The following is an 11,874-nucleotide window of genomic DNA, read 5'->3' on the forward strand; positions in this document are numbered from 1 at the left end:
CTGGCGCAGCTTTACGTTCCGCAAAAGGTGACATGCGCGCCAAAACCGGCAGGTGCGGGCTTGGCAAATTCCTCGGCACCCGCCTGCACCGCAAAGGGCTGCGAGACCACGGCCAACAAACGGTCAAACGCCGCCATATCGCCGCTTGCTGCATCTGTTAACGCAGCCTCGACCAAATGGTTCCGTAAAATATAAACTGGGTTCACCGCATCCATCGCATCGGCACCTGCAGATTCGATCGCCAACCGTGCCCTGTGCCGAACCAACCAATCGTCAAAAACCGAAGGCGCGGCGAACACGCCCACCCGCTTGCCACGTACCACCTCGGCCAAATCCCTAAACAACTGGGTATAATCTATATCCTGCCCCTCGGCCGCTGCCAGAAAATCTTGTGCCAGTGCCAAATCCTCGGGCTCCTCGCCCCCTAGGCCCAGCTTGGCCCGCATGCCCGCCAGCCAATACCCTTCATAGAGCGCCGGAAACCTGTGCAACGCTGTCGTCAAAACCGCAATCGCGGCCTCACTGTCTTGCGGATTCACAAGGTCGATCAAGGTTTCGGCCAGCTTGGTCAGGTTCCAATGCATGATCGCGGACTGGTTGCCATAGGCATAGCGCCCGTTGCGATCGATAGAGCTGAACACAGCCGCAGGGTCATAGCTGTCGATAAAGGCGCAAGGCCCGTAATCAATCGTCTCGCCCGAAATCGTTGTATTATCGGTGTTCATCACCCCGTGCACGAAGCCCACCAATACCCATTGCGCGACCAAGGCGGCCTGCGCATCGACCACCGCCTCAAACATAGCAAGATAGGGGGCATCGCTGGATGCGAGATGCGGAAAATGCCGTGTAATCGCGTAATCAGCCAGTTGACGCACCCGGTCCACCTCGCCCCTAGCGGCAAAGAATTGAAACGTCCCGACCCGAAGATGTGAGGCCGCAATCCGCGCCAGAACGGCCCCCTGCTGCGGGCCGTCACGCCGGATTTTCTCACCCGTGGTTGCGGCTGCCAGCGCCCGCGTAGTCGCAATGCCCAAGGCGGCCATTGCCTCGCCAAACAGATATTCGCGCAGCACTGGCCCCAGCACCGCCTTACCATCACCACCGCGCGAAAAGGGCGTGCGACCGGACCCTTTTAGATGCAGGTCAAACCGCTTGCCCGAAGGGGCCACAATCTCACCCAGCAACAGCGCCCGCCCGTCGCCCAACTGCGGCGAGAACCCGCCAAACTGATGCCCAGCATAGGCCATGGCCAAAGGGTTTGCGCCCACAGGCACCTCGGCCCCTGCCAGCACTGCACCTGCCCCCGCCAGCGCGTCTGCATCCAACCCCAACGTTTCAGCAAGGCCGCGGTTCAGCCGCAAGACCTGCGGGTTGGGCAGCTTATCGCCTTGCCATTCCACGAAAAATCCCTCCATTTCGCGGGCAAAACTATTGTCGAACGCAAACAATGGCAGGTCGGGCAGTGGCAAGTCGGGCATTCCTAAATCCTTTGGTCTTTGTCGGCTTTAGCTTGGCCCAAATCCACGCCACGGGCCAGTAGATATTGCGTTATCGCAGCGCGGCGGGTTACATCGCGCCAACCCCAGCCCACCATAGCCTAAAAGGAAACCCCTTGGAAAACCTGCGCATCCTCGTCACCGGCGGCACCTTGGATAAAATACATGACACACAGACCGAGGGCCTGAGCTTTACCCCCGACGGCACGACCCACCTGCCCGAACTGCTGAAAACGTCGCGCTGCCATTTCCCAACGGTCGAGCTGTTGATGCTAAAGGACAGTCTGTATTTCGATGATGCTGACCGCCAAGCCATAGCGCTGGCTGTGATCCGCGCCCCCGAACGCGCCATTGTGGTGACGCATGGCACAGGTACGATGGGGCAAACCGCGCGGTTTCTGGCGCCTTTGATTGCGCAATCAAAGGCCGGTAAAACGGTGGTGTTGAGCGGGGCCATGCGGCCCTATTCGTTGCAAAAATCGGATGCCGATTTCAACATCGGCGGCGCGATTGTTGCGGCGCAATTGCTGGGTGCGGGGGTGTGGGGCGTGATGAACGGCCGCGTTTTCGCCGCCGAGGATTTGGTGAAGAACACCGATCTGGGCCGGTTCGACCAAGCCTAAGCGCAGTTTTTGGCCCGCCTTGCGAATTGCAAGACGGGCCAAAAGGTTATTTCACAACGGTCACTGTTGCCATTTGATCGGGGTCGACAACCTCACCATTGCCACCAGCGCCGCGCTTGATTTTATCAACCACGTCCATGCCGGAAATCACACGACCAACGACGGTGTATTGCTCGTCCAAGAACGGGCCTGGCGCGAACATGATGAAAAACTGGCTGTTGGCAGAATCCGGGCTTTGGCTGCGGGCCATACCGACGACACCACGGTCAAAAGTTTCCTTGGAAAACTCGGCGGGAATGTCCGGAAAATCCGAGCCCCCCATACCGGCGCGCGATGTATCACCGGCTTTTTTGCCGAACTCAACATCACCCGTCTGGGCCATGAAACCATCAATCACGCGGTGAAACACCACACCATCATAGTTACCCGCCTCGGCCAAAGCCGTGATCTGGGCCACATGCTTTGGCGCAAGATCGGGCAGCAGATCGATGACAACTTCGCCATTGGCCTCGCCCGCAACCTCAATCACCAAGTTCGGGCCGGGGCCGTCCACCGCCTGCGCCATTGCAGGGGTCGCGGATTGGGACAGCGCATAACCGCCCAAAACTGCCAAACCTACTGCGAAAAAGCAGCCTGCAACCAAGGTGTCCTTACGCATCGGCAGCTACCTTAACCGAGATCATGCGGTCTGGCGCTGCTGGCGGCTCGCCCTTTGCGATCGCATCGACATGTTCCATGCCAGAAATCACGCGGCCATAGACCGTGTATTGCCCGTTCAGGAAATCATTGTCTTTGAAATTGATGAAGAACTGGCTGTTGGCCGAGTTCGGGTTGCTTGAACGCGCCGCGCCCAAAGTACCGCGTGCGTGCGGCAGCTTCGAAAACTCGGCTGGCAAGTCGGGCATGTCCGAGCCGCCCGTGCCTGCGCGTTGCAGGTTAAAGCCGTCTTCCATGTCGCCATGCTGGACATCGCCAGTTTGCGCCATAAAGCCGGCAATCACGCGGTGAAAGCAAACGTTGTCATAAGCGCCAGCACGGGCCAGTTCTTTCATACGCGCGGTATGGGCCGGTGCCACATCGGCCAGCAGTTCGATCGTGACGGTGCCGCCCTTAAGTTCCATCAAGATTGTGTTTTCTGGGTCTTTGATATCGGCCATTTGGCGCTCCTATAATTTTCTGATGCACAACTTAATCATCCAAAGCGCGGTTGGAAAGGGCTAACCATTGACGAACCCTTTGGGATAGGGTCGAAGGAAGCAAATGAAACTGTGGAGGCTGTTATGGCTTGGAAGACGCTGGATGACATGGACTTGGCCGGCAAGGTAGCCCTTGTGCGGGTCGATGTGAACGTACCGATGGAAAACGGCAAGGTCACCGATGCCACGCGGATTGAACGGATTGTGCCGACGATCACTGATATTTTGGCCAAAGGCGGCAAGCCGGTGTTGCTGGCGCATTTTGGCCGCCCCAAGGGCGCAGTTGTGCCGGATATGAGCCTTGCGCAGGTTGTGCCTGCGCTGCAAGCCGCCCTGCCCGGCGTCAAGGTTACCTTTGCCAGCGATTGCATCGGTGGCCCTGCAAAAGAAGCAATTGGTGCGATGGGCGCCAAGGAAGTGGTTTTGCTGGAAAACACGCGCTTTCATGCGGGTGAGGAAAGGAATGATGCGATGCTGGCCGCCAGCATGGCCGCTTTGGGTGATATTTACGTGAACGATGCCTTTTCGGCCGCCCACCGCGCCCATGCCAGCACCGAAGGCATCGCGCGCTTGTTGCCAAGCTGTGCCGGCCGTTTGATGCAGGCCGAACTGTCGGCGCTTGAGGCGGCTTTGGGCACACCTCAGCGCCCTGTTGTCGCGGTTGTTGGCGGCGCCAAGGTTTCCACCAAACTGGAGCTGCTTGGCAATCTGGTGACCAAGGTGAACCACCTGATCATCGGCGGCGGCATGGCCAACACGTTTTTGGTCGCCCAAGGGATCGAGGTTGGCAAAAGCCTTGCTGAACGCGATATGGCCGAAACGGCGCTGGCGATTTTGGCCAAGGCTGACCAGTCGGGTTGCGCCATTCACCTGCCAAAAGACATCGTTGTCGCGCGTGAGTTCAAGGCGGGGGCAGTATCGGAAGTGTTGCCTGTGGGCGAATGCCCTGCCGATGCGATGATTTTGGATGCGGGGCCTGCGACGGTTGCCAATATCGCCGAGGTTTTCACCGCCTCGCGCACGCTGATCTGGAACGGCCCGCTGGGCGCGTTTGAGATTGAGCCGTTTGATACCGCCACCAATGCGGCGGCGCAAAAGGCAGGTGAGCTGACCGTGGCGGGCGCGCTTGTATCTGTTGCCGGTGGGGGCGATACGGTGGCCGCGCTGAACAAGGCCGGTGTGGCCGATCAGTTTACCTATATTTCCAGCGCAGGCGGGGCTTTCCTTGAGTGGATGGAAGGCAAAGACCTGCCCGGTGTTGCAGCCCTAAAGGGATAAAGGCATGGCAAATTGGGCCCTTGTTACCGGAGCATCCGAAGGCTTGGGGCGCGAATTTGCCATCCTCGCTGCGCAGTCAGGGTTTGACGTTATCCTGACCGCGCGGCAACAGGCAAAACTAGAGACGCTCGCCCATGAATTAGAGCGGGCGTATCATGTGGCGGTGGTCGTTCTGCCCGCCGATTTGGCCGACCCCAAGGCGGTAGAGCAGCTTTGGCTAGATGCCGCGCAAGACCGCCAGATCGGGGTTTTGATTAACAATGCAGGGCTGGGCCGCAACGGTGCATTCGCAGATGACGCGAATTGGCCGCGCGAGACCGCATCGATTTCGGTCAATGTGGTGGCGGCGACGATTTTGATGAAACGGGCCGTCGCGCATATGCAGGCGCATGGCTCGGGGCGCATTTTGAACGTAGTGTCAACAGCGGCCTTTATGCCGGGGCCGCAGATGGCGGTGTATCACGCGACCAAGGCCTATATGCTCAGCCTGTCCGAGGCGGCGGCGACCGAGCTTGCAGGCAGCGGTGTGTCTGTCACGGCGCTCTGCCCCGGTGCGACCGAGACTGCATTTTTCGCCGCCGATGATGCCGTAAAGGCCACGTTGATTACGCGGCTTGGCATGGCCTCGGCGGCGTCGGTTGCGGCGGCCGGCTGGGCGGCGATGCAAAAGGGTACGCGGGTCAAAGTGCCGGGGGCCCTGAACGTGATCTTTGCCACCCTCCCCCGCTTTGCGCCACGCGTTTTGGTGGCTTGGATCGCACAGATTTTCCTCAAGCGGCGTGGGTAGCGCGCGGTTCTAATGTAATTCCAGACTGTTAGCGCCAACAGAATTGATCGCAGTCAAACATGCGGCTATGCCCAGTGGTAACGGGGTTGTTACCCCAGATTTGAACACATGGGATTATCGGAATGCCAAACAGCAAACAAACCGAACAAATGCAACGCGGCGCAGGCTTTATCGCGGCACTGGACCAAAGCGGCGGCTCGACCCCCAAGGCATTGCGGCTTTATGGGGTTGAGGAAAGCGCCTATGGCTCAGAATCCGAGATGTACGACCTGATCCACCAAATGCGGTCGCGGATTATTAAATCGCCTGCGTTTACCGGTGATAAAGTTATTGCTGCCATCCTGTTTGAACAAACAATGGACCGTGAGATCGACGGCATGCCAACCGCGACCTATTTGTGGGAAAAACGCGGCGTTGTGCCGTTTTTGAAGATTGATAAGGGGTTAGAGGACGAGGCCGATGGCGTGCAACTGCTGAAACCTATTCCAGGGTTGCAGGCACTGCTGGCGCGTGCCGCCAAAGCAGGGATTTTTGGCACCAAAGAACGCTCGGTCGTGAACGGCGCCAATGCCGCAGGGATTGAGACATTGGTCGCCCAGCAATTCGCCTTGGGGGCCGAAGTAAAAGCGGCAGGCTTGATGCCAATTTTGGAACCCGAAGTCACGATCTCCATCGCAGATAAGGCCGAGGCAGAAGAATTGCTGCTGGCAGCACTTTTGCGCCATTTGGACAAACTTCCTGCGGGTGAGCAGGTGATGCTAAAGCTGACACTGCCAACAAAAGCCAATCTTTACAAACCCTTGGTTGACCACCCAGCCGTGATGAAAGTGGTTGCTTTGTCGGGCGGCTATAACCGCGCAGAGGCAAATAAAATCCTTGCGCAAAACACGGGCATTATTGCCAGCTTTAGCCGTGCGCTGTCTGAGGGGCTGTTTGCGAACCAAACGGATGCCGAGTTTGACGCGATCCTGGCCGAAGCAATCGACAGCATCCACGCTGCGTCGATCGCCGGTTAATAGGGCCAAAATATTGGGAATTCCCCTGACTGGGGGATTCCCTTTGCGAATCACTTGTGTCATATTGCCCTAAACCCCCGATAGAGAGGGGTATGAGGCAGCGCAGACATGAACACCCCTAAACAACGCCCCGCCATAGCTTTACTTTTGCTGATGACATTGGCGGTTATCCTTGGTGGTTATTTCACCTTTGCCGCCGTGCAAGGCGATTACGGCGTGTTCAGGCAGGTACAACTGCGCGCCGAAGAACGTGCGCTGATTGAACAGCGCGATGCGCTAAAGGTTCAGCTTGCCGAGATGAAAAACCTGACGCTGCGCCTGTCTGACACCTACCTCGACCTTGATCTGCTGGATGAACAAGCCCGCGATGTGCTTGGCTATCTACGCGCGGATGAGATCGTCATTCGTTAAGACGTCCCCTTTATGAATTAACCTTTTGCGCCGCCGCCCCTGCGGTGCTTTTGCATGCATAGCCGAATTCTGCCTTGTTTTTCCGTATTGCCCTTAGTAGTTTAATACTGAACTACTTTCACCGATGCGGGAGGTTGCGTTTCATGGCTGCGGCAAAGAAACCCACAAAATCAAATACATCCAAAGAAGAACTCATGGGATTTTACCGTGAGATGCTGTTGATCCGTCGATTCGAAGAAAAGGCGGGCCAATTGTACGGCATGGGGCTGATTGGCGGGTTCTGCCATTTGTATATCGGCCAAGAAGCCGTTGTCGTGGGGATCGAGGCTGCGGCCAAAGAAGGCGACAAACGCATCACATCTTACCGCGACCACGGCCATATGCTGGCCTGCGGGATGGACCCAAAAGGCGTGATGGCCGAGCTGACGGGCCGCGAGGGCGGCTATTCCAAAGGCAAGGGCGGCTCGATGCACATGTTCTCGAAAGAGAAGCATTTTTACGGCGGTCACGGGATCGTGGGCGCACAGGTGCCGCTTGGCGCAGGGCTGGCCTTTGCCGATAAATATCTGGGCAATGACAACGTGTCCTTCACCTATTTTGGCGATGGTGCTGCGAACCAAGGCCAGGTCTATGAGACCTATAACATGGCCGAGCTGTGGAACCTTCCGGTGGTTTTTGTCATTGAAAACAACCAATACGCCATGGGCACCAGCATGAAACGGTCGACCAAATCGCCGTCTTTGTGGGAACGCGGTGCCGCCTATGGCATTAAGGGTGAGGCTGTAGACGGTATGGATGTGCTGGCTGTAAAAGCCGCCGCCGAAAAGGCCGTGGCCGTGTGCCGCGCGGGCGAAGGCCCTTATATTTTGGAAATGAATACATACCGGTATCGCGGGCATTCCATGTCTGACCCGGCGAAATACCGCACCCGCGAAGAGGTGCAAAAAATGCGCGATGAAAAAGATCCGATCGACCATATCCGCGACCTTTTGGTCCAAGGCGGCCATGCGACTGATGAGGACCTGAAAGCCATCGACAAAGAAATTAAGGCGATCATCAACGAGTCCGCCGAATTTGCCAAAAACAGCCCAGAGCCCGCGCTAGACGAGCTTTGGACAGATATTTACGCCTGAGGGGGACAAACACACATGGCAACGCAAATCCTGATGCCGGCCCTTTCACCCACGATGGAAGAGGGCACTTTGGCCAAATGGTTGGTCAAAGAAGGCGACACCGTGAAATCCGGCCAGATCATGGCCGAGATTGAAACCGACAAAGCAACGATGGAGTTTGAGGCCGTTGATGAAGGCATCGTCGGCAAGATCTTGATCGCTGAGGGCACCGCGAACGTTAAGGTGAACACGCCGATTGCCGTTTTGGTTGAGGAAGGCGAAAGCGCGGATGATGTCGGTTCGCCTGCCCCAGTGACTGAGGCAAAGCCTGAGGTTACAAAACCTGCGAGCGCACCAGCCGCCGCGCCGGTTGCGGTGAAATCCAATGCCTCACCCGATTGGCCCGAAGGCACGCCAATGAAAACCATGACCGTGCGTGAGGCGTTGCGCGAAGCGATGGCTGAAGAAATGCGCGCGAATGAGCTGGTTTATCTGATGGGCGAGGAAGTGGGCGAGTACCAAGGCGCCTATAAAATTTCCCAAGGGTTGCTGGACGAATTCGGCCCACGCCGCGTGGTTGATACACCGATCACCGAACATGGGTTTACCGGTATCGCGGTTGGGTCAGCGATGGCGGGTTTGAACCCAATTGTCGAGTTTATGACCTTTAACTTTGCGATGCAGGCAATTGACCATCTGCTGAACTCGGCCGCCAAGACGCTGTATATGTCTGGCGGGCAAATGGGGTGCCCAATTGTGTTCCGTGGTGCCAACGGCGCCGCAGCCCGTGTGGGTGCGCAACACAGCCAGGATTATGCGGCATGGTATGCTATGGTGCCAGGGCTGAAAGTGGTCATGCCCTACTCGGCCGCCGATGCTAAAGGGTTGTTAAAGCAGGCTATTCGTGACCCGAACCCTGTGATCTTCTTGGAAAACGAGATCATGTATGGCAAATCCTTTGAGGTGCCTGACCTGCCTGATTTTACCATTCCATTCGGTAAGGCACGGATTTGGCGTGAAGGCACCGATGTGACGATTGTGTCCTTCGGCATCGGCATGACCTATGCTTTGGAAGCGGCTGACAAGCTGGCCGAAGATGGGATTTCCGCCGAGGTCATTGATCTGCGCACCCTGCGCCCGATTGATTACGACACGGTTTTGGCCTCGGTGCAGAAAACCAATCGCTGTGTGACGGTTGAGGAAGGCTGGCCTGTCGGCTCTATCGGCAACCACCTGTCGGCCACGATCATGGAACGCGCCTTTGATTATCTGGACGCGCCAGTGATCAATTGCACGGGCAAGGATGTACCGATGCCCTATGCAGCCAACCTTGAAAAACACGCATTGATCACGACCGCCGAAGTGGTCGAGGCCGTCAAACTCGTTTGCTATCGGTAAGGAGAAAGTTCATGGCGACACAGATTTTAATGCCCGCGCTTTCACCGACGATGGAAGAAGGCACATTGGCCAAATGGTTGGTGAAAGAGGGTGATACGGTGAAATCCGGCGACATCATGGCCGAGATTGAAACCGACAAAGCGACGATGGAATTTGAGGCCGTTGATGAAGGGATCGTTGGCAAAATTCTGATTGCAGAGGGCACGGCTGGCGTGAAGGTGAACACACCTATTGCGGTGCTGGTTGAGGAAGGCGAGGATGCTTCGGCTGTTCCTGCCGCGGCAGCGCCTGCTGCCGCCGTAGCCCCGAAACCGGAAGCGCCGGTAGCAGCCCCTGTTGCAGCTTTAGCAGCCCCCAAAGCCGCTGGCGCAAGGGTCTTTGCATCACCGCTTGCACGCCGCATTGCGGCTAAAAAAGGCATTGATTTAACAGGCATTTCCGGTTCTGGCCCACATGGTCGTATTGTAAAGGCCGATGTTGAGGCCGCTAACCCCACCGCAACGTCTGCCCCTGCGGCGGCAGCAACCCCTGCCCCAGCCAAAGCTGCCCCAGCAATGGCAATCGGTGCATCGGCCGATACGGTTAAAAAGATGTTCGCAGACCGCGAATATACCGAGGTGGCACTGGACGGGATGCGCAAAACGATTGCCGCCCGTTTGACCGAAGCCAAGCAAACCATCCCGCATTTCTATCTGCGCCGCGATGTGCAGCTCGATACGCTGATGGCCTTCCGCGCCACGCTGAACAAGCAATTGGAAGGGCGCGGTGTAAAGCTGTCGGTCAATGATTTCATCATCAAAGCCTGTGCCAACGCCCTGCAAGCCGTTCCGGATTGCAATGCCGTTTGGGCGGGCGACCGGATTTTGAAGCTGAAACCTTCGGACGTGGCAGTAGCCGTGGCGATTGAAGGCGGTTTGTTCACGCCTGTGCTGCGCGACGCGCATCAAAAATCGCTATCTGCACTTTCCGCCGAAATGAAAGATTTGGCGGGGCGCGCCAAGACCAAAAAGCTTGCCCCGCACGAATACCAAGGCGGCAGCTTTGCGATTTCCAACCTTGGAATGATGGGCATCGATAACTTTGACGCCGTGATCAACCCACCGCATGGCTCTATCTTGGCGGTTGGCGCTGGTGTGAAAAAACCTGTCGTCAATGCTGCGGGAGAAATCGTTGTGGCAACGGTGATGTCGATGACACTTTCCGTCGATCATAGGGTTATCGATGGTGCACTAGGTGCTGCCTTCCTGAAAGCTGTGATCGAGAATTTGGAAAACCCGATGTCGATGTTGGCATAACGCCGCTTTTAAAAATAGAAAAAAGGCCGGGCACGCTAAATGCCCGGCCTTTTGAATTGAAATGTTGGGATTATGTCAGGCTTCGCGCTCAAACATTTGGTCCATCATCACGGCAGGCTGGTCGCAACCGGCCTCCCCAACCACCCGGGCGGGTACCCCGGCGACGGTTTTACAGTTTGGAATGTCTTGCAAAACGACCGAGCCCGCTGCGATTCGGCAGCAATTTCCGACCTTGATGTTGCCAAGAATTTTGGCTCCTGCACCAATCAAAACGCCGTTGCCAATTTTTGGGTGCCGGTCGCCATCTTGCTTGCCCGTCCCGCCAAGGGTGACCGAATGCAGCATGGACACATTGTCGCCAACCACTGCAGTTTCACCAATGACGATTGAATGGGCATGGTCAATCATCAAGCCTCGACCAAGCTTTGCTGCGGGATGAATATCTACGCCAAACACTTCAGAGACACGCATTTGCACAAAATAGGCCAAGTCACGACGCCCTTGCAGCCACAGCCAATGGCCGATCCGGTACGCCTGAACCGCTTGATATCCCTTAAAGAAAAGCAACGGCTGAAGATATCTGTTGCAAGCTGGGTCCCTATCCAGCACCGCAGTAATATCGGCGCGGGCATATTGGCCAAGTTGGTCATCGGCGGCAAATGCCTCATCCGCAATTTCCCGCAAAATCTGCTCGCTCATCTCACCAGAGGCCAGCTTTAGCGAAAACCGATAGGCCAAAGTGCGCTCAAACGAGGGGTGATGCAATATGCTTGAATGGATCAAGCCACCCAAAAGTGGCTCGGCTGCGATGGCTTGCACCGCCTCTTCACAGACACGCTGCCATACAGGATCAACTGTTGCGACGCTTTTTTTGTATTCCGCCATAGCAATGCTCCGTCAATAATATGTCCTAGACTATACTCGAAAGGTTTAGCAAAGGTCCATCGCAGCACACGACGAGTTGAGAGCCGCCTGAGCCTTTTTCCAAACGATGAGTTTTTCAATCACCAAACGCAGGCTATCAAGATACTCCAAATTGCTTGGAAAAGGCTCTGTCTGCCTTGGCCAATTCAAAGCAGACGCCATCAGGCTGCCATTTCCCCAAACGGCATGGGCAGTGCCTGTTCGCTTCACAAACTTATCGGCTGCATGGGCCCGAAATAGCATCTCGTTGGCAGCCGCCGCTTTCATCTGCGGCGGCACGTTTTGCAAAGAGCGTGCCGCCGCAATAATATCCCCCATCAGAACCTGACGCATTTTTT

Annotated in this window: 13 protein-coding genes; 8 read left to right on the plus strand and 5 right to left on the minus strand. The window is 56.6% G+C overall.

The genetic code is table 11. The annotated features are described in order from the left end of the window. Positions 1–11: 11 nt before the first annotated feature. Entirely contained in the window at positions 12–1,478 is a 1,467-nt protein-coding gene (locus ACEN2J_RS02200; protein ID WP_442102899.1) for a protein adenylyltransferase SelO, read from the minus strand. 134 nt (positions 1,479–1,612) lie between these two features. On the opposite strand from ACEN2J_RS02200, the gene ACEN2J_RS02205 reads away from it, so the two are divergent. Continuing rightward, a complete protein-coding gene (locus tag ACEN2J_RS02205; RefSeq protein WP_442102901.1) occupies positions 1,613–2,119 on the plus strand; it encodes an asparaginase domain-containing protein in 507 nt (168 codons plus the stop codon). Positions 2,120–2,165: 46 nt separating this feature from the next. On the opposite strand, the gene ACEN2J_RS02210 is transcribed toward ACEN2J_RS02205, so the two are convergent. Both ACEN2J_RS02210 and ACEN2J_RS02215 read right to left on the minus strand, forming a co-directional pair. Further along, positions 2,166–2,777, minus strand: coding sequence for a peptidylprolyl isomerase (locus ACEN2J_RS02210; protein ID WP_442102903.1), 612 nt, complete (start codon positions 2,775–2,777; stop codon positions 2,166–2,168). Beyond that, entirely contained in the window at positions 2,770–3,276 is a 507-nt protein-coding gene (locus ACEN2J_RS02215; RefSeq protein WP_442102905.1) for a peptidylprolyl isomerase, read from the minus strand. The genes ACEN2J_RS02210 and ACEN2J_RS02215 overlap by 8 nt, the downstream gene beginning before the upstream one ends. A 123-nt stretch (positions 3,277–3,399) precedes the next feature. Here ACEN2J_RS02215 and ACEN2J_RS02220 point away from each other — a divergent pair, with 123 nt between their 5' ends. From ACEN2J_RS02220 to ACEN2J_RS02250, 7 genes are all read left to right on the plus strand, one after another. Beyond that, positions 3,400–4,593, plus strand: a complete 1,194-nt coding sequence (locus ACEN2J_RS02220) for a phosphoglycerate kinase (RefSeq protein ID WP_442102907.1) — start codon at positions 3,400–3,402, stop codon at positions 4,591–4,593. A gap of 4 nt (positions 4,594–4,597) precedes the next feature. Continuing rightward, entirely contained in the window at positions 4,598–5,380 is a 783-nt protein-coding gene (locus ACEN2J_RS02225) for an SDR family NAD(P)-dependent oxidoreductase (RefSeq protein WP_442102908.1), read from the plus strand. Positions 5,381–5,502: 122 nt separating this feature from the next. Continuing rightward, a complete protein-coding gene (locus ACEN2J_RS02230) occupies positions 5,503–6,396 on the plus strand; it encodes a fructose bisphosphate aldolase (protein WP_442102910.1) in 894 nt (297 codons plus the stop codon). A gap of 108 nt (positions 6,397–6,504) precedes the next feature. Next, complete coding sequence (locus tag ACEN2J_RS02235; protein WP_442102911.1) at positions 6,505–6,807, plus strand: FtsB family cell division protein; 303 nt, start codon at positions 6,505–6,507, stop codon at positions 6,805–6,807. Positions 6,808–6,950: 143 nt separating this feature from the next. Further along, positions 6,951–7,940 (plus strand): pyruvate dehydrogenase (acetyl-transferring) E1 component subunit alpha, encoded by a 990-nt coding sequence (gene pdhA, locus ACEN2J_RS02240; RefSeq protein WP_442102913.1) that lies wholly within the window; start codon positions 6,951–6,953, stop codon positions 7,938–7,940. Positions 7,941–7,955: 15 nt separating this feature from the next. Beyond that, positions 7,956–9,317, plus strand: coding sequence for a pyruvate dehydrogenase complex E1 component subunit beta (locus tag ACEN2J_RS02245; RefSeq protein ID WP_442102915.1), 1,362 nt, complete (start codon positions 7,956–7,958; stop codon positions 9,315–9,317). An 11-nt stretch (positions 9,318–9,328) separates the two neighbouring features. Further along, positions 9,329–10,612: a pyruvate dehydrogenase complex dihydrolipoamide acetyltransferase gene (locus tag ACEN2J_RS02250; RefSeq protein WP_442102916.1), complete on the plus strand. Its 1,284-nt coding sequence runs from the start codon at positions 9,329–9,331 to the stop codon at positions 10,610–10,612. A gap of 75 nt (positions 10,613–10,687) precedes the next feature. Here the strand turns inward: ACEN2J_RS02250 and cysE are convergent, their stop codons facing one another. After that, positions 10,688–11,497 (minus strand): serine O-acetyltransferase, encoded by an 810-nt coding sequence (cysE, locus tag ACEN2J_RS02255; protein ID WP_442102918.1) that lies wholly within the window; start codon positions 11,495–11,497, stop codon positions 10,688–10,690. A gap of 45 nt (positions 11,498–11,542) precedes the next feature. After that, on the minus strand, positions 11,543–11,869 hold the full coding sequence (locus ACEN2J_RS02260; RefSeq protein WP_442102920.1) for a DUF7742 family protein: 327 nt from the start codon (positions 11,867–11,869) through the stop codon (positions 11,543–11,545). Positions 11,870–11,874: the final 5 nt, after the last annotated feature.

The sequence above is a fragment of the Pseudorhodobacter sp. W20_MBD10_FR17 genome, assembly GCF_052119765.1.
Classification (GTDB): Bacteria; Pseudomonadota; Alphaproteobacteria; order Rhodobacterales; family Rhodobacteraceae; genus Pseudorhodobacter.